The 23,439-nt window shown below is 56.3% G+C and carries 24 protein-coding genes; 4 read left to right on the top strand and 20 right to left on the bottom strand.

Annotation, left to right across the window (positions count from 1 at the left end; all coding sequences use genetic code 11):
* Positions 1–7 precede the first annotated feature (7 nt).
* A complete protein-coding gene (yfcD, locus tag J5067_RS14940; RefSeq protein ID WP_264643370.1) occupies positions 8–601 on the bottom strand; it encodes an NUDIX hydrolase YfcD in 594 nt (197 codons plus the stop codon).
* Between the two features lie 85 nt (positions 602–686).
* Positions 687–1,238 (bottom strand): phosphodiesterase, encoded by a 552-nt coding sequence (gene yfcE, locus J5067_RS14935; protein WP_264643772.1) that lies wholly within the window; start codon positions 1,236–1,238, stop codon positions 687–689.
* A gap of 609 nt (positions 1,239–1,847) precedes the next feature.
* On the opposite strand from yfcE, the gene J5067_RS14930 reads away from it, so the two are divergent.
* Positions 1,848–2,750: a TIGR01777 family oxidoreductase gene (locus J5067_RS14930; RefSeq protein ID WP_264643372.1), complete on the top strand. Its 903-nt coding sequence runs from the start codon at positions 1,848–1,850 to the stop codon at positions 2,748–2,750.
* Between the two features lie 55 nt (positions 2,751–2,805).
* On the opposite strand, the gene hisP is transcribed toward J5067_RS14930, so the two are convergent.
* The 16 genes from hisP to J5067_RS14850 all read right to left on the bottom strand — a co-directional run bounded on the left by hisP (position 2,806) and on the right by J5067_RS14850 (position 17,139).
* Positions 2,806–3,579 carry a histidine ABC transporter ATP-binding protein HisP gene (hisP, locus tag J5067_RS14925; RefSeq protein WP_264643373.1) on the bottom strand — a complete coding sequence of 258 codons (774 nt, stop codon included), beginning with the start codon at positions 3,577–3,579 and terminating at the stop codon, positions 2,806–2,808.
* Between the two features lie 17 nt (positions 3,580–3,596).
* Complete coding sequence (locus J5067_RS14920; RefSeq protein WP_264643374.1) at positions 3,597–4,313, bottom strand: ABC transporter permease; 717 nt, start codon at positions 4,311–4,313, stop codon at positions 3,597–3,599.
* Entirely contained in the window at positions 4,306–4,995 is a 690-nt protein-coding gene (locus J5067_RS14915) for a histidine ABC transporter permease HisQ (RefSeq protein ID WP_264643375.1), read from the bottom strand. The genes J5067_RS14920 and J5067_RS14915 overlap by 8 nt, the downstream gene beginning before the upstream one ends.
* Before the next feature lie 66 nt (positions 4,996–5,061).
* Positions 5,062–5,841: a lysine/arginine/ornithine ABC transporter substrate-binding protein gene (locus tag J5067_RS14910; protein WP_264643376.1), complete on the bottom strand. Its 780-nt coding sequence runs from the start codon at positions 5,839–5,841 to the stop codon at positions 5,062–5,064.
* Positions 5,842–5,871: 30 nt separating this feature from the next.
* Positions 5,872–6,144 (bottom strand): hypothetical protein, encoded by a 273-nt coding sequence (locus J5067_RS14905; protein WP_264651448.1) that lies wholly within the window; start codon positions 6,142–6,144, stop codon positions 5,872–5,874.
* A gap of 125 nt (positions 6,145–6,269) precedes the next feature.
* Positions 6,270–6,839 carry a UbiX family flavin prenyltransferase gene (locus tag J5067_RS14900; RefSeq protein ID WP_264643378.1) on the bottom strand — a complete coding sequence of 190 codons (570 nt, stop codon included), beginning with the start codon at positions 6,837–6,839 and terminating at the stop codon, positions 6,270–6,272.
* Between the two features lie 135 nt (positions 6,840–6,974).
* Positions 6,975–8,492 carry an amidophosphoribosyltransferase gene (purF, locus tag J5067_RS14895; RefSeq protein ID WP_264643379.1) on the bottom strand — a complete coding sequence of 506 codons (1,518 nt, stop codon included), beginning with the start codon at positions 8,490–8,492 and terminating at the stop codon, positions 6,975–6,977.
* A 21-nt stretch (positions 8,493–8,513) separates the two neighbouring features.
* The gene (gene cvpA / locus J5067_RS14890) at positions 8,514–9,014 is read right to left on the bottom strand and encodes a colicin V production protein (protein ID WP_264643380.1); all 501 of its coding nucleotides are present in this window, start codon (positions 9,012–9,014) and stop codon (positions 8,514–8,516) included.
* Between the two features lie 183 nt (positions 9,015–9,197).
* Positions 9,198–9,968: a cell division protein DedD gene (gene dedD, locus J5067_RS14885; RefSeq protein ID WP_264651447.1), complete on the bottom strand. Its 771-nt coding sequence runs from the start codon at positions 9,966–9,968 to the stop codon at positions 9,198–9,200.
* On the bottom strand, positions 9,958–11,226 hold the full coding sequence (gene folC, locus J5067_RS14880) for a bifunctional tetrahydrofolate synthase/dihydrofolate synthase (protein WP_264651446.1): 1,269 nt from the start codon (positions 11,224–11,226) through the stop codon (positions 9,958–9,960). Before folC ends, dedD begins: the two co-directional genes overlap by 11 nt.
* An 88-nt stretch (positions 11,227–11,314) precedes the next feature.
* Positions 11,315–12,232: an acetyl-CoA carboxylase, carboxyltransferase subunit beta gene (accD, locus tag J5067_RS14875; protein ID WP_264643383.1), complete on the bottom strand. Its 918-nt coding sequence runs from the start codon at positions 12,230–12,232 to the stop codon at positions 11,315–11,317.
* A gap of 213 nt (positions 12,233–12,445) precedes the next feature.
* Complete coding sequence (locus tag J5067_RS14870) at positions 12,446–13,132, bottom strand: DedA family protein (protein WP_264643773.1); 687 nt, start codon at positions 13,130–13,132, stop codon at positions 12,446–12,448.
* 78 nt (positions 13,133–13,210) lie between these two features.
* The gene (gene truA, locus J5067_RS14865; RefSeq protein ID WP_264651445.1) at positions 13,211–14,032 is read right to left on the bottom strand and encodes a tRNA pseudouridine(38-40) synthase TruA; all 822 of its coding nucleotides are present in this window, start codon (positions 14,030–14,032) and stop codon (positions 13,211–13,213) included.
* Positions 14,032–15,042 carry an aspartate-semialdehyde dehydrogenase gene (locus tag J5067_RS14860; protein WP_264643774.1) on the bottom strand — a complete coding sequence of 337 codons (1,011 nt, stop codon included), beginning with the start codon at positions 15,040–15,042 and terminating at the stop codon, positions 14,032–14,034. The genes truA and J5067_RS14860 overlap by 1 nt, the downstream gene beginning before the upstream one ends.
* 102 nt (positions 15,043–15,144) lie before the next feature.
* Positions 15,145–16,272, bottom strand: a complete 1,128-nt coding sequence (gene pdxB / locus J5067_RS14855) for a 4-phosphoerythronate dehydrogenase PdxB (protein ID WP_264651444.1) — start codon at positions 16,270–16,272, stop codon at positions 15,145–15,147.
* Between the two features lie 90 nt (positions 16,273–16,362).
* A complete protein-coding gene (locus J5067_RS14850) occupies positions 16,363–17,139 on the bottom strand; it encodes a helix-turn-helix domain-containing protein (RefSeq protein ID WP_264651443.1) in 777 nt (258 codons plus the stop codon).
* A gap of 96 nt (positions 17,140–17,235) precedes the next feature.
* Between J5067_RS14850 and J5067_RS14845 the strand changes: the two genes are divergently transcribed.
* Both J5067_RS14845 and J5067_RS14840 read left to right on the top strand, forming a co-directional pair.
* The gene (locus J5067_RS14845) at positions 17,236–18,180 is read left to right on the top strand and encodes a DMT family transporter (RefSeq protein WP_264651442.1); all 945 of its coding nucleotides are present in this window, start codon (positions 17,236–17,238) and stop codon (positions 18,178–18,180) included.
* Between the two features lie 119 nt (positions 18,181–18,299).
* A complete protein-coding gene (locus tag J5067_RS14840) occupies positions 18,300–19,541 on the top strand; it encodes a flagella biosynthesis regulator Flk (RefSeq protein WP_264651441.1) in 1,242 nt (413 codons plus the stop codon).
* Positions 19,542–19,705: 164 nt separating this feature from the next.
* Here J5067_RS14840 and fabB read toward each other — a convergent pair whose 3' ends face one another.
* Complete coding sequence (gene fabB / locus J5067_RS14835) at positions 19,706–20,920, bottom strand: beta-ketoacyl-ACP synthase I (protein WP_264651440.1); 1,215 nt, start codon at positions 20,918–20,920, stop codon at positions 19,706–19,708.
* A 162-nt stretch (positions 20,921–21,082) separates the two neighbouring features.
* Here fabB and mnmC point away from each other — a divergent pair, with 162 nt between their 5' ends.
* Entirely contained in the window at positions 21,083–23,101 is a 2,019-nt protein-coding gene (gene mnmC / locus J5067_RS14830) for a bifunctional tRNA (5-methylaminomethyl-2-thiouridine)(34)-methyltransferase MnmD/FAD-dependent 5-carboxymethylaminomethyl-2-thiouridine(34) oxidoreductase MnmC (RefSeq protein ID WP_264651439.1), read from the top strand.
* A 53-nt stretch (positions 23,102–23,154) separates the two neighbouring features.
* Here mnmC and J5067_RS14825 read toward each other — a convergent pair whose 3' ends face one another.
* Positions 23,155–23,436, bottom strand: a complete 282-nt coding sequence (locus tag J5067_RS14825) for a YfcL family protein (protein ID WP_264643391.1) — start codon at positions 23,434–23,436, stop codon at positions 23,155–23,157.
* Between the last annotated feature and the right edge of the window lie 3 nt (positions 23,437–23,439).

Genomic DNA, 23,439 nt, shown 5'->3' with positions numbered 1-23,439 from the left:
AACCCAATTACTCTTCAGCGTCGTCCGATGCGGCGACCGCGCTATCCGATTTAACAGGATCACGCGTGATGGGTTTGCCGTAGCTTTGCTCGTTGTAACGGCTCATCCACAGCGACAGGGCTTTGAGAGAATCCGGCGTGAACTCATCGCAACGCGCCGTAACCTCTTGCGGTGTCATCCAGCACACCTCAGCCACTTCTTCTTCCTGCAAGGCGAACGGACCGTGGGTAACGCAGCTGAATAATGCCCCCCACACCCGACAATTGTCACCGTCAAAATAGAACAGGCCATGATCGGCGAAAGGCACACCGGCAATGCCCAGCTCTTCTTCCGCCTCACGACGAGCAGATTCCAACATCTGTTCACCGGTTTGCACTACGCCCCCGGCGGTCGCATCCAACCAACCGGGGTAGAAATCTTTTGTTTCGGTACGGCGTTGAACCAGTATTTTTCCCATGCCGTCATGAACAACGATATAGGTGGCGCGGTGACGTAAACGTTGAGCGCGCATTTGCTGGCGGCTGGCCTGGGCGATAACGTCATTGTTCTCGTCAACAATATCCACCCACTCGGTGCCTGCCGCTTGACTTTGCTCCACCATCCTCTGAACCCTTCAGTATTGGCGCGTTGCGACGCGCGTCTGTTTTAAACGTACTAAGCGTTAGTCGTGCAAGATCGTTGATAACTTAGTGACTAATAGTCACCTGTGCAATAGGCTCGCCACCCATTAAGGGTAAAACCGCAAGCGTGCCCTGTGTCAACATCCCGTAACTGGGCACATTCCCCCCCTTTGGCAGGCTGACGGAGCCAGGGTTAAAGCAGTAGATCTCCCCCTGACGCTCAGCCACAGGAAGATGGGTATGCCCATACACCAGCACATCGCCCGCCTGCAACGGCGGAAGATGCTGAGGATGATAGAGATGACCGTGCGTCAGGAAAAGACGTTGCTGTGGCAACAGCACCTGCTGCCACGGTGCCGTCATCGGAAAGTCGAGCAGCATCTGATCCACTTCGCTGTCACAGTTACCGCGCACCGCCACAATGTGACGGGCAAACGCATTCAATCGGCTCGCCACATCAGCAGGCTGATAAGCCTCCGGCAGCGGATTACGCGGGCCGTGATTGAGGAAATCCCCCAACAGAATCAGCCACTCGGCACCGCTGCGAGTAAAAATATCGAGAACCCGCTCCGTCGCCGTTAGCGAGCCGTGAATATCTGAGGCAAACATCAACTTCATGGTGATCCCCGAAAAAAAACACTACGCGATGCGGCAAAGTGTAACAAAATTACCGTACGCATCTCTTATCCTTTTTTCATTTAGCAGGTGGGTGTCGCACGATTACACACATCAATGTGCTGAGGATAGAGGACCAAGGCCGTCGCTCAACCAGCGGTAAGCACCGCATAAAAAAAACGTACTGAACACTCCCTGTTCAGTACGATCCTGAGTTACAGAATCCGTGTCACAGACACGCGGATAATAGCAAATTGAACAATCTCGCCCTTCTGCCCGATGCAGCGCGCAGGGGAAAGCGAATCACCATCATGCTGCAAAGCGCATACCAACGCCGAAAAAGCGTACCGACGTTGAAATTACGCGGGCAACATGAACCGCTTTGCGCTTCAGGCTGCGCTGTTTTGCAGCATTTCGCCCCATAATGCAGCAGGGTTTGCCAATCCCAAGGGCAGCGTGGCGTACTGAAATGCAGCGTTTTTTTACCAGATAGTCGCGGTATCTCGCTCAGAATCACCTATTATCATTAGCATTCATGATAAAAATACGGATAGGTCCCGCGTTACATCCTTAAAGCGCCATCTGAACCGATAGGGAATAAGTGAGGCAACGATGCAACTACTGATTACGGGCGGTACCGGCCTGATCGGCCGTCTCCTGATTGCTCGATTACTGTCTTTATCTCACCATGTCACGGTACTCACCCGCGATACAGCGCGTGCCCGTCAGGTACTCGGCGAACGCGTAGAGTATTGGTCAACGCTGCAAAATCGCACCTCGCTGGATGACATCGACGCCGTGATCAATCTGGCAGGCGAGCCGATTGCCGATAAACGCTGGACGCCGCAACAAAAGCAGAAACTGAGTGAGAGCCGCTGGCACATTACCGAGCAGTTGGCCACGCTGATTAAAGCCAGCGCCTCGCCGCCCTCGGTATTCATTTCTGGCTCTGCGGTCGGCTATTACGGCAATCAAGGTGCCGAGCTGATCACCGAAGAAGAATCGCCCACGCCTGAGTTTACCCATCAACTCTGTGCGCGCTGGGAGGAATTGGCGCTGAGTGCGGAGAGCGATCGCACGCGCGTGTGCTTGTTGCGTACCGGTATCGTGCTGGCAGAAAACGGCGGCGCGCTGGCCAAAATGCTGCCGCCTTTCCGCCTCGGACTCGGTGGCCCACTCGGATCCGGCAAACAGTACATGCCGTGGATTCACATCGACGATATGGTCAATGCCATTCTTTACCTGCTGGATAACCCGATTCTGCGCGGACCGTTCAACATGACCGCGCCCTATCCGGTGCGCAACGAGCAGTTCTGCGCCATGCTGGCCCACGTGCTGGATCGACCCTGTTTTATGCGCGTGCCCGCGTTTGCGCTCAAATTGCTGATGGGGGAAGCCGCCACGCTGGTATTGGGTGGACAGCGCGCTATTCCGCATCGGCTGGAGGCGGCTGGCTTTGGCTTTCGCTATTTCGAGCTGGAAGAAGCGCTCAAGGATGTGACTGGGAAAAAATAGCGTAAGGGCGCATCGCCGAACGTCGGGAAATGCGCCCTGTTGCTGACAGTAGCGGCTACTTCAACGCGCCAGAGAGAAATTGCTGCAAACGGGGGCTGGTCGGGTTGCCAAATACGCGATCCGGCGGGCCTTCTTCTTCGATCACACCCTGATGCAAAAAGATCACATGGCTCGATACGTGACGAGCAAATTCCATTTCATGGGTGACCACCACCATGGTTTTGCCCTCTTCCGCCAGTTGCTGCATGATACGCAGCACTTCGCCTACCAGTTCAGGATCCAGCGCCGACGTGGGTTCGTCAAACAGCAATACTTCCGGCTCCATCGCCAGCGCACGGGCAATGGAGACACGCTGCTGCTGCCCACCGGAGAGATTGGCCGGATATTTGTTCTGCGCGTCGCCGGTAATCCCCACTTTATCGAGATAACGCACCGCACGCTCACGGGCTTCCGCTTTGCTCAATCCCAGCACCTGTACCGGCGCTTCCATGACGTTTTCCAGTGCCGTCATAAAGCTCCACAGGTTGAAATGCTGAAATACCATGGTCAACCGCGTGCGTAGCAGTTGCAGTTGCTTCTTATCAAACACTTTCAGTTGCCCGTCGGTGTCACGCACCATGCGAATCTCTTCATCGTTGACGAAAATCGCCCCCTCGCACGGTTTTTCCAGAAAGTTGATGCAGCGCAGCAGCGTACTTTTCCCCGACCCGGATGAGCCGATAATCGAAATCACATCGCCCGCTTTCGCCTGAAGAGAAACGCCCTTCAGCACTTCGTGTTCCCCGTAACGCTTGTGCAGTTCCGTCACCATCAGTTTATGGTCTGACATGCTGTTTTTTCCTGATGTTAATGAGATGAACGGGTATGAATATGCCGCAGCCAGCGCCGTTCCGCGTGTTTAAACAGGCCGATCAGCACAAAAGAGATTGCCAGATAGATCACCGCAGCAATGCCAAAGGCATAAAACGGTTGATAGGTGGAAGCGTTAATATCTCGGGCAATTTTCAAGATGTCCGGCACCGTCACGGTAAACGCCAGCGCCGTGGAGTGGAGCATCAAAATCACCTCGTTGCTGTACGCAGGCAGTGCAATACGTAACGCGCCGGGCAAAATAATGCAGCGATACTGTTTAAACCGGGAAAAACCGTAGGCTCTGGCCGCTTCAATTTCGCCATAAGGCACCGAGCGGATCGCGCCGGCAAAAATCTCTGTGGTATAGGCGCAAGTGTTCAGCGCCAGTGCCAGAACCGCACAGTTCAGTCCGCTGCGAAAAAACGCATTCAGCATGTCGGTGCCGCGCACGATCTCCAGGCTGTAAACGCCGGAGTAAAACACCAGCAACTGCACGTAGAGCGGTGTGCCGCGAAACACATAGGTAAAGACCCACACCGGAAAACTGAAACGCCGCCGTGGAGATACGCGGGCAATCGCCAGCGGGATCGCCAGCAGGCCGCCCATCACCACCGACGAAATCAGCAGCCACAGCGTCATCGCCAGACCGGTGAGACGATACCCATCACTCCATAACAAAGGTTGCCAGTACTGTTGCAGGATCTCACTCATAATTCACCTTCTTCACGCCCTGCGAGTAATGGCGTTCCAGCCACCACAGTACCCCGTTGGAGACCGTGGTAAAAATCAGATACATCACCCCGGCGACAATGGCGAAATAAAACGGTTCATGCGCCCCTTTGCCCGCCAACTGGGTCACTTTGACAATGTCATTCAGCCCCAACAGCGACACCAGCGCCGTTGCCTTGAGGATCACCTGCCAGTTGTTGCCGATACCGGGCAAGGCAAAGCGCATCATGGAAGGAAACATGATGCGACGAAACACCTTCAGTGGCGTAAAACCGTAAGCCACGGCCGCTTCAATCTGCCCAGGCGGCACAGCCAGATAGGCACCGCGAAAGGTTTCAGTGAAATAGGCACCGTAGATAAACCCGAGCGTGATAATCCCCGCCGAGAGCGGATCGATATCGATTTGTGCGATACCTATCGTTTCCGTCACGCTGTTGAGCGCAATTTGCAGGCCATAAAAAATCAATAACATTAACACCAGATCCGGCACGCCACGGATCAGGGTAGTGTACGCGGAGAAAAAACCGGACAGCAGACGATTGGCAGAGAGTTTAGCTCCCGCACCAATCAGCCCAATGACCAACGCCAACAGCAGCGAGCACACCGCTAATTGCAGCGTCATGCGCGCTCCGTCGAGAATCAGGTCGGTATAGCCGTAGAGCATCGCGTGTTTCCGTCTAAAAATGCACACTCTGCCTGCATAATGCAGGCAGATCCCGGCAACACGCCATTAGCCGCCGTATACGTCAAAATCGAAGTATTTCTTCGCGAAAGTGTCGTAGGTGCCGTCTTTGCGAATCTCTTCAAACGCTTTATCCAACGCGGCTTTCAGCGCTTTATCGTCTTTGCGCAGCCCCATGCCGGTGCCTACACCGAAGAATTTATCATCCTTCACCGCCGGACCCGCGAAGACATAATCTTTACCCGCCGGTAATTTCAGGAAGCCTTCGCTGCCCGCCACTTCATCCTGGAACGCGGCATCGATACGGCCTGCGGTCAAATCGGCGTAGATCAAATCCTGGTTCTGGTAAGCCACCACATCAATGCCTTTGGGCTGCCAGTTGGCGTTGGCAAAAGCTTCCTGAGTCGATGCCTGCAACACGCCGACACGTTTACCGCGCAGCGACTCCAGCGTCGGTTGGATGTTCGCCCCTTTCTTCTCAATCAGACGCGCGTTAGCAGCGTAGAGTTTTTCCGTGAAAGCAATCTCCTGCTGGCGCTTCTCGGTGATGGAGAGCGAGGAGATGATGGCGTCAATTTTTTTCGCTTTCAGTGAAGGGATCAGCGCGTCGAAGTCACTTTCCACAAAGGTACATTCAGCCTTGATGCGCTTGCACAGCTCTTTAGCCAAATCAATATCAAACCCCACCAGTTCACCGCTGGCATTCTTGGACTCAAAGGGTGCATACGTCGGATCGGTGCCGATTTTGAGATTCTTGGGAACATCGGCCAGCGCGCTTCCCGCAGCAATAACTAAGGCCAACGGCAGAATTCTGAATAATTTTTTCATTTCGCAACCCTTATCTTGATGGAATGATGATCAAAAAGAATGAATATCACTAAGCGTAAAGGGGCGGTCAGACGCCTGCGCGCTCTTGCGCGAGAGGGATGCCAGCGCCGCCAGTCTCATCAGCAGAAACCCTGCAAAATCCACGCCATAATCGCAGCAAAATACGGATAAATCCGAAATCTGCCGCAGGCGCGTAGTGATAGGGGCACCCTGACGAGGATGATGATACGAGGGTTGATCGGAAAAGAGACGGCGCGCTTTCCCGGCAACATATTGGTGCAAATCAATCAACCTTTGCACCATAACAACGCATCACCGCTTAAGCGTAGTGCAAACCTTGCGCCGACAGGCAAGAAAGCGCGAGAAAAGACGAGGGGAATTGCACCTGATTGGTGTGTTTTTGCATCACTCTGCCAGATTGGACGACGTTAACTGCCTTGCCAACGGGTAAACAACGCCTCGGGCAACGCAATATCAAACTGATCGAGCACGCGGTTGACCGTTTGGTCCACCACGTCTTGCAAGGTTTGCGGGCGGTGATAAAACGCGGGAACGGGCGGCATGATCACCGCCCCCATTTCTGCGGCCGCCGTCATCAGGCGCAAATGGCCGAGGTGCAACGGGGTTTCACGCACGCACAACACCAATGGGCGGCGCTCTTTTAATATCACGTCTGCGGCACGAATCAATAAGTTATCGCTGTAGCTGTGCACAATGCCCGAGAGGGTTTTGATGGAACAGGGGAGAATCACCATTCCCGCCGTGCGAAACGAGCCGGACGACAGCGAGGCCGCGATGTCACGACTGTCATGCACCACATCAGCCAATGCCTGCACATCGCGCACGCTGTAATCACTCTCCAGCGTCAGCGTTTGTCGGGCGGCTGGGCTCATGATCAAATGGGTTTCCACATCGTCCAACGACTGTAACACCTGCAACAGGCGCACGCCATAAATCGCGCCGCTGGCACCGGAAAGTCCAATGATGAGTCGTTTCATGCCAAACCTCGAAATGCTGCTGTGCAAAAAGGATAACGGGCTGACTTTGCCTTATCCCCGCCCAATAAGCAACAAAGGGAGGCGCTTACGCACCTCCCTTTTCACAGTCATTGCCGATCGGCTGCCAGGATGACATCAACCTTCGTTATGCAGTTCCAGATCTTCGACTTCGTTCTGACCACGCAACGCTTTGGCATCGTCATTACGCAACCCTTCCAGATAATCGAGATAACCCTGATCGACATCTTTGGTCACGTAAATACCGTTAAATACCGAGCATTCAAACTGCACGATATCCGGGTTTTCTTCCCGTGCGGCGGCGATCAGATCGTCCAGATCCTGGAAAATCAGGGCGTCGGCACCGATAATCTTACGAATCTCTTCCACTTCGCGGCCGTGGGCAATCAGCTCATTGGCGCTCGGCATATCAATGCCGTACACGTTGGGGAAACGAATTTCCGGCGCGGCAGAGGCCAGATAAACGCGACGTGCACCGGCTTCACGCGCCATCTCGACAATTTGCTCCGAGGTGGTGCCACGTACGATGGAGTCATCCACCAGCAGCACGTTTTTGTCGCGGAACTCGGCACGGTTGGCGTTCAGTTTGCGACGCACCGAGTTTTTACGCTGTTCCTGACCCGGCATGATAAAGGTACGGCCCACATAGCGGTTTTTCACAAACCCCTGACGGTACGGTTTATCGATAATGCGCGCAATCTCTAAGGCGATATCACAGGAGGTTTCCGGAATCGGGATCACTACATCGATATCCAGATCTTCCCACACGCGGGCAATCTTCTCGCCCAGCTTTTGGCCCATGCGCACGCGGGCGCTGTAGACCGAAATTTTATCGATAAAGGAGTCTGGACGAGCGAAATAGACATACTCGAACAGACACGGGTTGCTTTTCGGGTTCTCGGCGCACTGACGGGTAAACAGTTGCCCTTTCTCGGTGATGTAAACCGCCTCTCCCGGCGCTACGTCACGCAAGAACTCAAAGCCAAGGGTATCGAGCGCCACGCTTTCCGAGGCCACCATATACTCGATGCGGCCATCGGCTAGTTCGCGCTTGCCGATCACCAATGGACGGATACCGTTGGGATCGCGGAAAGCAAACAAACCGTGCCCGATGATCATCCCGACGCACGCATAGGCACCGCGAATCATCTTGTGGGTAGCAGCAACGGCAGCAAACACGTTGTCAGCATCCAGCGGATAGTGTTGGAAACGATCCAACTCGCAGGCAAAGATATTGAGCAGGATTTCAGAATCAGAGGTGGTGTTAACGTGGCGACGCCCTTGCTCAAACAACTGTTTGCGCAGTTCATGAGCGTTGGTCAGATTACCGTTGTGCGCCAGCGTGATGCCAAACGGGGAATTGACATAAAACGGCTGGGCCTCCGATGCGCTGGAGCTGCCTGCGGTAGGATAACGTACATGCCCCACGCCCATATTGCCTTGCAGGCGCTGCATGTGACGCGCCTCGAATACGTCCTTCACCAGGCCGTTCGCCTTACGCAGGCGGAAGCAGTTCATGGGATCGATGGTGACGATGCCTGCGGCATCTTGTCCACGGTGCTGTAACACCGTTAACGCGTCATAAATCGACTGGTTTACCGGTGTAAAACCGGCGATACCGACAATACCGCACATGTTGTCTTTTCCTCATCAGCGCTACCGCAGCTCTATGTGCTGCGGCAAGAAACTTGACGTGCTTTGCAGGTAGTCGAAAAACCACCTGATGATATAGCTAAACTGCGGGATGAACTGAGACCGTTTCCAGTCGTCGCTTTGTGAAAAACCGGTAAAGGTATCCAAAAAGAACAGCAGCGCAGAGACAATCAACACGCCGCGCAGCGCACCAAAGCAAATGCCCAGTACCCTGTCGGTGCCTGAAAGCCCGGTTCGTTCAACCAGTGAACCAATCACATAGTTGACGATCGCTCCCACAATCAATGTCGCAATAAACAGAATGGCGATGGCAACCCCGTTGCGCACCAGCTCGTCTTCAAAACGCGTGAAATAGACCGACAGGTATGGGTAATAATGGCTGGCGACAAAGAATGCACTGCCCCAGGTGATCAGCGAAAGCGCCTCACGAACAAAGCCCCGGATCAGACTGACCAGCGCAGAGAAACCAATAATGCCAATGATGACGTAATCAACCCAAACCATGAATTCTCTCACTCACGAACGATGCCAACACAATCTCTCTCGCACCAACAGCGATTACCGCCGGTTCAACAGAGCGTAGCGCCGCTCATCATCCTGTTCGCGGCGCATTCTAACAGAAAAAGAAAACGTTTGCGTAGCCTATTTCCCAACGATTTCACCGATAGGTGAATTTGCTGGCAACCCTTAACGTGCGCTGTAGTTCCTGACCTGCCCGCTCAATCCACTCAGTTGTTGCAGTTCGCCAAGGGCGGACTGTAATTTCTGTTTTGACGCATCCGGCCCGACGTAAATGCGGGTTATCTCTCCCGCGACCGGCGTCGATGGCACCGTATAAGCGCGGTATCCCGACAAGCGCAGCTTGGCCACAATCTCATTCACTTTATCGGCATTTTTCAGCGCGCCCAGTTGCACCACGTAGGCTTGCCCTGCTGGTGCGGCTTCCGGCTTCACTTCCGGTTGCGCGACGGGCTGCTGCGCGGGTTGCGGCGCAGGCGTTGCCGGTTTGCTTTCCGGTTTCGGCTCAGGCTTCACTTCCGGTTTAGTTTCCGGCTTCGCCTTGGGTTTGGTTTCCGGTTTCACTTCCGCTTTAGGGGTAACCGGACGCGCCGCCACGGCGGGCGGGGCAATTTCTATCGGTGCGGAAGATGACGGTGGCGTACTGCTCGGCGGTGCCTGCATGGCGCCGTCATCCTCTGGCGCGATCACACCGCCCTGAGCCGGTTGTCCTTGCATCGCCTGCTGCGCACCCTCCGGCGGCTGGCTGGGCAACGACTGGTTCAATGAAGGCAATGATTCTGCCTCCGTGCTGTCGCCCGGCTTTGGCACCAGAGGAATCGCGGCAAATTCATCTTCGTAATGTTTCTTTTTGCCATCCAGCAGAGCAGGCAGCACAATAACGCCCAACGCTACCAGAATAATGGTGCCGACCAGACGGTTTTGAAACTTACTTGCCATTCGACCCCCTCTCCTCCCGCGCTTCCATGACATGCGCTACCGTATGAAAAGATCCGCACACCACCACGGTATCCTGCGTATCTGCATCTTGCATCGCCTGATGCCAAGCGGTCGCGACATCGTCAAACGACCGGCTGGATTCAAGGTGTGCCGCTATCAATTCAGCGCCTGCACCGCGCGGCCCCTCCAGTGGGGCGCAATACCATTCATCCACCACCGGCTTGAGCTGCGCCAGGGTGCCGGGAATATCTTTATCAGCCAGCATACCGATCACCGCACGCACTTTGCCCTTTTTTGGCAGTTGCGCCAAACGCCCGGCCAGATAGGCTGCGGCATGAGGATTATGCGCCACATCCAGAATCAGTGTTGGCTGTTCGCTCACCGTTTGGAACCGGCCCGGTAACGCCGCACGGCGCAGCCCCTGTTCAATAGCAGCCAGAGGGACGTTAATCGGTCCCTGATGCAGCGCGGCCAGCGCCGTGGCGGCGTTGGGCAGCGGCACGTTCGGCAGAGGTAGCGTCATGCGCGCTCCGTCAGCCGCTTGCCAATACCAGCCGTCGCCTTCCAGCGCAAAGTGCCAATCGCGACCGCGCTTGCACAACAAGGCCCCGGTCTCTTCGGCCACGGCGGCAATAGAGGCGGGCATATCCGGCTCCCCCACCACGGCGGGAGTATTACCACGGAAGATACCGGCTTTTTCGCGACCGATGCTTTCGCGATCGTGCCCTAACCAGTCAGTATGATCGAGCGCAATACTGGTCACCACCGCCACGTCGGCATCGACGATATTGGTGGCATCCAGACGCCCGCCCAACCCCACTTCCAGAATCACCACATCCAGATTTGCCTGCCTGAACAAGTGCAGTGCCGCAAGGGTGCCAAATTCGAAATAGGTCAACGAGACATCGCCACGTCCTGCTTCAATCTCGGCAAAAGCCTGAGCGTGGGCCGCTTCCGGCAATTCCTGGCCTTGAATGCGCACCCGCTCGGTATAGCGCAGCAGATGGGGCGAACTGTAGACACCGACACGCAACCCCGCCGCCATCAAAATGGCTTCCAGCGTGCAGCAGGTGGTGCCCTTCCCGTTGGTGCCCGCGACGGTAAACACCGTTGGGGCCGGACGCAGCAGATGAAGACGATCGGCAACCTGTTTAACGCGCGTCAATCCCATGTCAATGGCAGTGGCGTGCAGGTGCTCCAGATAATGAAGCCACGCGGCCAAAGGCGACGTGGCTTGGGGAATGAGAAGATTTTCCATGAGTCCCGTTCACTGGCTTACGGTTCATTGATACAGGGTGCACAGAACGGCCTAAGCGCAATCCTGTCACACCCTGTTCATGTGTCACTTATTGCGCATCATCCTGCGGTTCAGTGGTCACTTCCGGCGGACGAACTTCAGCGGTGTCCACCGGCTCAGGGTGGTTGGTCAAGCGAGACAGCATGCTGGCTAACTTGAAGCGCATTTCCGGGCGGCGCACGATCATGTCAATCGCCCCTTTCTCCAGCAGGAATTCACTGCGTTGGAAACCCGGCGGCAATTTTTCACGCACCGTCTGTTCGATAACGCGCGGGCCAGCAAAACCGATCAGCGCTTTAGGTTCGGCAATGTTCAAATCGCCGAGCATCGCCAGACTGGCGGAAACGCCACCCATGGTCGGGTCGGTCAACACCGAGATATAGGGCAGACCGCGCTCGCGCATTTTTGCCAACGCCGCGCTGGTTTTCGCCATTTGCATCAGCGACATCAGCGCTTCCTGCATACGCGCACCGCCGCTGGCGGAGAAACACACCAACGGACAGCCATCTTCCAGCGACTGCTCCACCGCACGCACAAAACGCGCGCCGACCACAGAGGCCATGGAACCGCCCATAAAGGCAAATTCAAAGGAGGCGGCGACCACTGGCATGCCGTACAGCGTGCCTTTCATCACCACCAGCGCGTCTTTTTCGTCAGACTGCTTCTGTGCGGCAACCAGACGATCTTTGTATTTCTTCGAGTCTTTGAACTTCAGCGCATCCTTGGGCTCCAGCTCACTACCCAGCTCAACCACGCTGTCCTTATCCAGAAACGCATTTAAACGCGCACGGGCGGAAAGCCGCATGTGGTGGTCACACTTGGGACACACCTCAAGGTTACGCTCTAATTCAGCGCGGTAAAGCACCTGACCACAACTGTCACATTTGGTCCATACCCCTTCAGGAATATTGGCCTTGCGGGTCGGTGTAATGTTGCTCTTGTTAAGAATTCGTTCAATCCAGCTCATTGATAACCTTTCTGCTTGAACCTGGCCGTAGCCAGTCCGCTCTGCCCCGTCACAACGCCCGTTTGCCGTAGCCTGAACCGGTGTTTACACCCGTGTTTCAAGGCGCTGGCAACACAGGTCGTCATCGGGGACAGACCATAAATGCCGCTCATTAAACCATAACACTCCGGGACTGTGGATAGAAAACTGGTCAAACCGGAGCGATTACCGCGTTTATTCTTGTGAACGCGACGCGCTATTCGCACGGGCCGCCGCTCGTCTATGCCGCCAGATTTCAATGATCCCCGGCAAGATAGAGATGAAAATAATCGCGACAATCAATAACTTCAAGTTTTCTTGCACAATCGGCAGGTCGCCAAACAGGTAACCTGCGTAGGTAAACAGTAATACCCACAGCAATGCCCCTACCACATTATAGAGAGCAAAGTGGCGGTAGCGCATGTGTCCCATACCGGCGACAAACGGCGCGAATGTTCTCACAATCGGTACGAAGCGCGCCAGAATAATCGTTTTGCCGCCGTGACGGGCATAAAACTGATGCGTTTTATCCAGATAACTGCGGCGGAAAATTTTCGAATTGGGATTACTGAACAGTTTTTCCCCGAACAAACGTCCGATGGTGTAGTTGACCGCATCCCCCAGTATGGCCGCCGCAATCATCAGCGCCACCATGGTGTGCACATTCAGATCGTTGCTGGGCAGCGCCGCCAGCGCACCGGCGACAAACAGCAGGGAATCCCCCGGCAGAAACGGCGTCACTACCAGGCCAGTTTCACAAAACAGGATCAAAAACAGAATGGCATAAATCCAGACACCGTATTGCGCAACCAGTTCCGCAAGGTGAACGTCAATATGCAGAATAAAATCGATGATAAAGCGTATAAACGCGACAAGTTCCATCATGTGCATGTTTCACGGCGCAATGCCGTGACAATCCTCGAGTGTTTAGCGTGGCGCGGCACAGCCGCCCGCCACGGGTCAATCTTCCAGAAACAGCGGGCCCATTGGCGCAACCGGCAGTTCGAAACGCGCCGGATAATCTACCGCCACCAGATACAGACCGTCGGCGCGCGCCGTGGCAGCCGCCAGCGTGCGATCTTTGGCCGCCAGCAGTTCAGCAATCCAGGATTCAGGCTGATTGCCGCATCCCACTTCCATCAGGCTGCCAACGATATTGCGCACCATGTGATGTACGAACGCATTGGCTTTAATATCTACCACGATGTAAGCGCCATGACGCGTAACCTTTAAATGATTTACATTGCGCCACGGCGTGCGCGACTGGCATTGCACGGCGCGAAACGAGGTGAAGTCGTTCTCACCCAGCAGGCTTTGTCCGGCGCGTTCCATGCGCGCCGCATCCAGCGGGAAGTGGAACTGCGTTACGCCACGCGCCAGTACCGCCGGGCGCAGGCGATGATTATAGATAATGTAGCGATAGCGACGCGCCGTGGCGCTGAAACGCGCATGAAAATCGTCATCGACAGTTTTCACCCAGCGCACGGCGATATCCCGGGGTAAATGGGCATTGACGCCCAGGGTCCAGGCCGCATCTTTGCGCTGAGCCTGAGTGGTGAAGTGCACCACCTGCCCGGTAGCGTGCACACCAGCATCGGTTCTGCCCGCACAAAACACGGTAATCGGCGCATCGGCCACTTTACTCAGCGCCTGTTCCAGATGCCCTTGCACGCTCTCTACTTCAGCCTGACGCTGCCAGCCATAATAGCGGCTACCGTCATACTCGATGCCCAGCGCCACCTTGATACCCGCAGGCTGCGGCGGCAAATCTCTGTCTGACATTACCCCAGATACTCCTGCACCAGCCGTTCTGCCGTTTCCACCGCCATCAATGCGCCGCCAAAGCGCACGTTGTCCGCCACCGACCAGAATTGCAGCAGTTCGGGAACGCCGTAATCATTGCGCAGGCAACCAATTTTCAGTTGAACGTTGTCAGAGGCATCTTCCACCTGCGTCGGGTAGTCATCCTCATCGCTGAGTTGAACCTCTTCAGTGCGCGCCAGTTCATCCCGGGCCTCCTCCGCAGACAGCGGCCGTAATGCTTCAAGATGCACAACCTGCGCATGGCCGTAAAACACCGGAGCCTGTAAGCAGTTGACGGAAATAGGCAGCCCTTCGTCCTGTAACACCTTGCGCACCTGATCCACCAACCGACGCTCTTGCGCCACGCTGCCTTGCGCATCCGCCAGAAGCGGCAGCACATTAAACGCCAGCTGTTTGGCAAAAAAGCCCGGTTCCGGTGGAATACCGTTCAGCAAACGGGCACTTTGTCCGGCCAAATCGTCTACCGCCGCTTTGCCGAGCGCGGACACGGAGAGCAGATTGGTGACGTGGAGGCGTGACAGCCCGGCTTGATCGATCAGCGGTTTGATAGCCAGCAGCAGTTGGCTCACCAGACTGTCTGCCACCGCCACGATATTGCGATTGCGGTAATCGGCCAGCACATGGGTGTTGACCCCCGGCACCACCAACGGGACATCCGGCTCCAGCGCGAACAGACCGCTGCTGTCAATCACCAGGCAGCCTGCGTTACCGGCATCTTCCGCATAGCGGGCGCTCGCTTCGCTACCGGCGACAAAGAAGGCCAATTGTGCCTGGGACCAATCAAAATCGGCCACATCCTCGACCTGCCAGGATTTGCCGTTGACCCTTACGGATTCCCCCACGCTGCGTTCGCTGGCGAGCGGATAAAGCGTGCCGATAGGAAACTCGCGCTCTTGCAACAACTCCAGCAGCGCCGTTCCCACCGCACCCGTTGCGCCCAATAGCGCAATATTCCAGCCGTCAGACATGTGGTGTTCTCCCATTCGTCAATACCTCTTGCTCGGGCGGTGTATCACCGCCCGAATACCCTACGCGAAAAACGTCGTATTTCATGACACCCTCTCACCGAACTACGGCAAGACGGCAGTGAAACCCAATGCATTCAGACAGGCCACACTGGCCTCATCAGAACAAGTGACACGCAGCGAAGACCATTCGCGGCGCTCCTGATAGTGTTTACGCAGACGATCAAATCCGCCAGGCTGGCCAGCAGACTGGCGCAACAGTGCATCATCACGACGCACATCATACACCAGATGAACCAGACGCTTAAGCAACGCTTGCTCGATAGGGGCCGTTAGGTGAACATCCATGATATCCGGGGCAGGCAACAGCGATGACAGCGGCACCTGTTGAGGTTTGCCGATAAACTGGCACAACGCCTCAAACACCTGCGTGGTACCGCGCGCCTTGCCTTCCAGCGTGTAACCGGCAATATGCGCCGTACCCACGTCAGCGCGCGCCAGCAAATCCAGCGAAAGCCCCGGTTCTGGCTCCCACACGTCCAACACCACGCGCAGATCCTTGCCCTGCTGCAACGCTCGCAGCAGGGCAGTATTATCGACCACCGGCCCGCGACACGCGTTGATCAGAATACGTCCGGCGGGCAAGGCAGCGAGCACCGCCTCATCAATCAGGTGCCAGGTATTATCTGGGCCACCCTTGGTCAGTGGCGTATGCAGCGTGACAATATCCGCGTCACGCAGTAACGCCTCCAGCGGCAAAAAGGGGCCAACATCGCCCCTGCGCGCCCGGGGTGGATCGCACAGTAACGTCTTCACCCCCCAGGCGTTGAGGCGCGCCTGCAAACGCCGCCCGACGTTGCCGACACCGACAATGCCGACGGTTTTGTCGCGCAACTGAAAGCCGTCTCGCTCCGCCAGCATCAATAGCGCAGAAAAAACGTATTCCACCACCGCGATGGCATTGCAGCCTGGCGCGGCGGAAAATTCGACGCCCTGCTCACTCAGCCAGGCTTCATCCACATGATCGGTACCCGCCGTGGCGCTGCCGACAAAGGTCACTCCCGTATCCGCTAACAGGGCGGCGTTGACCGGCGTGACGGAGCGCACCATCAGGGCCTGTGCCTGTGCCAGCGCCTCAACCGGCAACGGTCTTCCCGGCACAGCCACCACCTCACCCACGCGGCTGAACAGCTCGCGTGCATACGGCATATTCTCATCAACCACAATTTTCATGTACGACCCCGGTCAGGCTACGCTTGCAAGAAAAACAGGGGCACTATTTTGCCACCGAATGGTCAAGAATCCCAACGCTATCCCCATCGCTTAGGGCCTGGCGCGATACCCTTCCGGCGTAGCCCCACTTTGCTGGCGAAACATGGCGATAAAGGCCGATGAAGAACTGTAGCCGACCTCCAGCGCCACTGACTGCACGCTCATGCCCTGACGCAACAATGCCAGCGCTTGCAGGTAGCGTAGCCGCTGTCGCCATTCGCTGAACGACATACCGAGCAATGCCTGACAGCGCCGCGACAGCGTGCGTTCCGTGCTGTAAACCTCGGCGGCCCATTGCGCCAACGTTCGGTCATCCGCCGGGCACTGTTCCAGCGCATGCAGCACCGGAGCCAGCAGGCGATCGTCAGTGCCCGGCAAATAGTTGCGTTGGCGCGGTGCCACCGTCATTTGATCGCACAGTACGTGGCACAAGCGCAGGTCGGGCTTATCGTGTGGGATCAGCACGTCGCGCGCGAACAAATCGTCCTGAATCGCCTTAAACAGCGGGCCAACCTCGAGCAGGCATGGCGTTTCGGGAAGTTCTGCATACCAGCGCGCATCGAAATTGATGGTGCGGATCGTGGCCTGACGTTGGTTATAGCAGGCGTGCTCGACCCCCTGCGGCAACCAGATAGCAAAATGGGTCGGTGCCCAAAACCGCTCCTGTGCGAGACGCAGCACCACAACGCCTGAAACCACATACAGCAATTGTCCCCACTCATGACGATGAGGCAGGTATTCCGTATCCGCGCTGACCGCCTCGGTACGCAAAAACACCCCGTGCGGCGGTATGCCTTCAGGACGGTAATAAGATCGTTGCCGGGTCATGTTGTCTGTCTTGCCGTTAAGGATGTCTTGTTTTCACTATATAGAACGAACCCGCCTGACGTAAACTGGCATACCACGTTAATGAGAATTGTTATCATGCAAGCGCTATTCCCCCTTATTGCCGTCCTGTTTTGGTCATTTAACGTGATCGTTAATAAACTTTCCGTGGGTGCCATCGATCCGGCAGCCATGTCATTCTACCGCTGGCTGTTGGCTCTGCTGGTACTGACGCCCTTTATGCTGCCTCAGTTGCGACGCCACGCGGGCACCATCAGGCTACACTGGGGAAAATTATTGTTTCTGGGGTTTCTCGGCATGGTGCTCTACCAGAGCATGGCCTACTATGCCGCGCACAGCATCAGCGCGCTGATGATGGGCATTCTGGTTTCGTTGATCCCCTTGCTCACGGTATTGATCAGCATTCCACTGCTTGGCGTAGTGCCCACAGTCAGCTTACTGTGCGGCAGCCTGCTCTCCTTTTTCGGCATCAGTTGGCTTATCAGCGGTGGACATCCGGCACTGATTCTGGCGCAGGGCATCGGGCGCGGCGAAGTAATGATGTTTATTGCCGCGTTAGCCTATGCCTTGTATGGCGTATTAACCAAACGCTGGTCGATTGCTCTTCCCACCTGGGTATCGCTCTACGTGCAAATTGCCTTTGGCGTCGTGCTGTTGCTGCCTAATTTGCTGTTGGCTGAAAGCATCGCCTTGAATGCGCAAAACATACCGCTGGTGCTGTTCGCCGGTATTTTTGCCTCGATCCTCGCCCCGTGGATGTGGATCGTCGGGGTAATGCGTATCGGGGCCAACAATGCCAGCATTTTCATCAATCTGACGCCGGTGTTTACCGCACTGATCGCCGTGACGTTGCTGCATGAAACGCTGCACAGCTATCACATCGTGGGCGGGGTCATGGTATTACTCGGGGTTGTCATGGCGCAGCGTATGCGCACTCCGCGCGCTCAGCACAACGCGATTTGTAGGCCGGATACCAATACGCCACCCGCGCAACTGCGTGACGCGGAAGCAAACCGCAAATAAGAAGGTATTTTCCCCTATGATCTGACTATTCTCGCACCAGACACCTTGCTATGATTTCTGTTGCCTATTCAGGGCTCCCGGGGAATGCAGGGTGCCTTTCACGCAGTGAGGAGTCCATCATGCAGCCTGTCAGCAGTCCGGGAACCCCGACGCCGGGAGATCGCCCACCCGCGTCGCCGACGTCGGCCATTGCCTCTTCTTCTTCCAATGCGGCGGCGGCGAATTCCCCACTGAGCTTTACCCAACGCGCGACGCTGGACACGCTGGTGGTCAAGTTACAGGCGCTGATGTCGCTCAGTAACAATGCCATCTGGACCACGCTGCGTCAGGACATCGGCCTGGCCCCGAACCAGACGCTGCTCGGACAGCATTTTACCGCCGCTGAGCAGTCATTGCAGAACCAGTTGGTACTGGCTCAGACGCAGCAAAGCAGCGCCCGCCATCCGTTGTTGCAGCGCCTGACCGATCTGCTACCGCAGGGAAATAACAGCCAGCGCGTCACTCAGTTTTTACGCCAGGAATTTGGTCATACCGAACTTAAAGCGCTGACGCAGCCTCAGTTACAACGGGTGCTGACCTTCTTGCAAACACCGGCGGATGCGGCACCGCTAAATTCCGCTTCCGGCAAGGCACCCGCGCTGGCCACAACGCTGGTGCAAAATGCGCTCACCAATGTTGCCACCAATGCAGCGACCACCGCCCTGCTGCAACGTCCGTTATCCAGCGTCGAGCAGAACAGCCTGAATCAGATGGTGGTGCGGTTATCCGCGCTGCTGGGGGAGCCAACAGAAAAAATCTGGACGTCATTGACGGCAATGCAACACCAGCCGCCGGGCACGCCGATCCCCGCCCGCCATCTGCCGCTTCTGATGCAATATTTGCAGACGCAAACTGACCTGCACCATCTGCTGACTACCGGAAATGCACGCGGCGATGCACCCGCGACCGCCGCTTCGACCCTGGCATCGACGACAACCGCGGCAACCGCTGCGGGCACTACGGCACAGCCGCCAATGACGGCAACCCAGTCCACCTTGCACACGCTGTTGCAACCCGCATTGGAAGCCAATGAACGGCAACTGTTGCTGGACTACAGCCAAAACCGTTTCAATGCCGGGGTTCAGACACCGCTCACCCAACCGCAACTCAACGAGCTGGTGACTTTTTTGTTCGCCCACCGCATGCAGCGCGCTTCCGATGGGGAACTGACGATACAAAGCCTGTTCCCGCATCCGCAGCCGATTGTCAATCCGCTGGTTGCCACCTTGCCACCTGCCCTCCAGGCCGTGTTCAACAAACCGCTGTTTTGGCCCATTGTCAGCGTTTGCGTGGTGATATTCTTACTGTGGGTGCTGTTTTAACCAATAAAAAAACCGGGGCACAAGGCCCCGGAGAGGTTGCTGATAAACAGCCCTACTCTCATGGTCATTCCCGCGAAAGCGGGAATCTCTTGCAGGCAAACGTGTTTCTTCTGGCAGAGATCCCCGGCTTTCGCCGAGGATGACGAGAGTTTAGGGTATAGCGATTACGCTAACTTACGCATCACCAACGTGGCATTGGTGCCGCCGAAGCCAAAACCGTTAGACATCACCGTGGTCAGCGTACGCTCGGTCGCTTCCGTCACGATGTTCATGTCCTGTGCCAATTCATCCAGCGTATCAACGTTAATGCTCGGCGCGATAAAACCGTGCTCCAACATCAGCAGGGAGTAGATCGCTTCCTGTACGCCCGCCGCGCCGAGAGAGTGCCCGGTCATCGCTTTGGTTGCAGAGATAGGCGGTACCGCCTCGCCAAACACCTGACGAATCGCCCACAGCTCTTTCACGTCACCCACCGGCGTAGACGTACCGTGGGTATTGATATAATCGATAGGGGTATCCACATCCTGCATCGCAAGCTTCATGCAGCGCACTGCGCCTTCACCCGACGGAGCAACCATGTCGGCACCGTCAGAGGTGGCACCGTAGCCGACCACTTCGGCGTAAATGTGTGCACCACGCGCCAGCGCATGTTCCAGCTCTTCCACCACCACCATACCGCCGCCGCCGGCGATAACAAAACCGTCGCGATCGGCATCATAGGTGCGGGACGCTTTTTCTGGCGTTTCATTGTATTTGGTAGACAGCGCGCCCATGGCATCAAATTCACAGGCCAGTTCCCAGCAGAGCTCTTCACCACCGCCAGCAAACACGATGTCCTGTTTACCCAGTTGGATCTGCTCTACCGCATTCCCGATACAGTGCGCAGAGGTAGCACAGGCAGAGCTGATGGAGTAGTTCACGCCTTGAATTTTAAAGGGCGTGGCAAGACAGGCGGACACCGCAGAGCCCATCGCTTTAGTGACCACGTACGGGCCAACCGCTTTCAGGCCACGCGCGCTACGCATCGCATCCGCGCCGAACACTTGAGAACGTGCTGAACCGCCGGAACCGGCAATCAAACCGACGCGCGGGTTGTTTTGGTAAACCTCAGGTGCCAGCTTGGCATCGTCAATGGCTTGTTCCATCGACAGAAAAGCATAGACAGAGGCATCGCTCATGAAACGCACGACCTTACGTTCAATGAGGCCGGTAGTATCCAGCTTCACATTGCCCCAGACGTGACTACGCATACCGGAATCTTTCAGCTCTTGTGAGAACGTAATACCCGAGCGACCTTCCCGCAACGATGCCAGGACTTCCTGCTGGTTATTACCAATGCTTGAGACGATCCCCAGGCCAGTAATCACTGCACGTTTCATTCAATACCTCTTTCCGCATAAATGTATTTTGGGATTTCGTCACGCACTTTAGCGTACAGATGTAAGCTGAACAAGTCCGATCACCCAACCTTTTACAAAATTTGCGCCCTGAGCACCTGCTGAGTAAAATCACGCTATCGCTTTAAAAATGAGTCAATTATCGTGAAAGACCATGCTATTCAGCACGGTACGCTCTCCTGGAACGAACAGGGTACACCTGTTTCGCAACAGTTTGATGACGTTTACTTCTCAAATCAGGATGGGCTGGAAGAAACCCGCTACGTTTTTTTGCAAGGTAACCACTTCCCGGCGCGCTTTGTTGAGCACCCCCGCCCACAGTGCATCATCGCGGAAACCGGCTTCGGCACTGGCCTGAACTTTTTAACGCTGTGGCAAGCGTTCGCTGATTTTCGCGCGCAGCATCCGCACGCGGCACTGCGTCGCCTGCACTTTATCAGCTTTGAAAAATTCCCATTGCGCGTGGCCGATTTGCAACAGGCGCACGCCCACTGGCCGACGCTTGCCCCTTACGCCGAAGCATTGCGACAGGCCTGGCCGTCGGCGCTGCCGGGCTGCCATCGTTTGATTCTGGCTGACGGTGCCATCACCCTCGACCTGTGGTTTGGCGATATCAACGACTTGCTGCCAACGCTGGACGATTCCCTGACGCATCAGGTTGACGCCTGGTTTCTCGATGGCTTTGCCCCGTCCAAAAACCCGGACATGTGGACCGAGAACTTGTTTCACGCCATGGCACGCCTGTGCCGGGCCCAGGGCACCTTTGCGACCTTTACCGCCGCAGGGTTTGTACGTCGGGGGCTACAGCAAGCCTGCTTTGACGTGGAAAAAATCAAGGGCTACGGACAAAAACGCGAAATGCTGCGCGGCGTGCTACCGCACGCCATTCCGATCTCAGCGACAGCCCCCTGGTATTCGCGCCCGGCAGCGAGTACCACAGAGGATATCGCGATTATTGGCGGCGGCATTGCCAGCGTGCTGACAGCGTTAGCGCTGCTACGACGCGACGCACGGGTGACGCTCTACTGTGAAGATGAGGCTCCGGCGTCAGGCGCTTCCGGTAACCGTCAGGGAGCCCTCTACCCGTTACTCAACGACAAACACGATGCGCTTTCCCGTTTTTTTGCCACCGCGTTTGGTTTTGCCCGCCGCCAGTACGACACGCTGTGGCAAGCCGGTATCCCCTTCGAGCATGACTGGTGCGGTGTAAATCAGATTGCCTACGATGAAAAAAGCGCGCGTAAAATCACGCAAATCTTGCACGGCCACTGGCCGGCAGAGGTGGTTACGCCGCTCAGCGCCGATGAGATGGACGCAACGGCCGGATTAGCGATAGGTTTTCCCGGTGCGAGCTATACCGAGGGCGGCTGGCTGTGCCCGGCAGAGCTAACAACCCATGCGCTGAAACACGCACAATCGCTCGGACTGGTGGTGCATTTTGCTACTGGCGTCTCTGCGCTGGAAAAAACCGCATCCGGCTGGCAACTTCGATTGGCAAACGGGCAGCAAAAGACCCATCCCGTGGTGGTGCTGGCTAACGGACAGCGGCTCAGCGACTGGTCGCAAACTCAACAGCTCCCCAGCTATGCGGTGCGCGGTCAGGTGAGCCATATTCCCACTACCCCGACACTGCAACGCTTGCAACGCGTACTGTGCTATGACGGCTATCTGACCCCAGTCAGCCCTCACCATCAGCAGCACTGTATCGGTGCCAGCTACCAGCGAGGCGTGGTTACTACCACGTTTAGTGCAGACGAGCAGCAGGAAAACCACCAGCGCCTGGTGGCCTGCTTGCCCGAGGCAAGCTGGGTGAATGACATTGATGTCAGCGACAACGCAGCGCGTCAGGGCGTGCGCTGCGCCACCCGCGATCATCTGCCGCTGCTCGGCGCTACGCCGGATTACGCGCAGACGCTAGATCAATACGCGTCACTTGACGTGCAGCGGCACACGCCGGAGCGAGTGGCTGTAGCTCCGGTTCATCAGGATCTGTTCGTTATCGGTGCGCTGGGATCGCGTGGATTGTGCTCTGCCCCGTTGTCCGCCGAAATCCTGGCCGGGCAACTGTACGGCGAGCCGTTACCGCTCGATGCAGAAACCCTTGCCGCGTTGAATCCGAATCGTTTTTGGGTGAGAAAGCTGCTGAAAGGCAGAGCGGTGTAACGAAGATAGCCGCCACTGACGATGGGATAGACAGTGGCGGAACAGAGAATCGATCAGTTAATCTGCGAAGCGCGCTGAAATAAATCGTCCCACATGCCATTGACCAATATCTGATCCGGCGGCGAAAGCTCACCGTTTTTAATCGCTTGCTGCACGCTGTCGCACACGCGCTGATAGAGCGCCTGAACCGTGGTTTCGCCCTGTTCTTCGGCCTCTGCCACCGCCAGCGTCAAATGACCGCGCAGGTAGCCACCGGCAAAAAGTTCATCATCGCTGGCATGCTCTACCATATCATCAATCAGAGCGAGAATACGCCCTTCACATTCTGCGATCATCTA

It is taken from the genome of Candidatus Symbiopectobacterium sp. NZEC151 (assembly GCF_025962655.1).
Classification (GTDB): domain Bacteria; phylum Pseudomonadota; class Gammaproteobacteria; order Enterobacterales; family Enterobacteriaceae; genus Symbiopectobacterium.
This window is presented reverse-complemented; position numbering and strand designations above follow the sequence as displayed.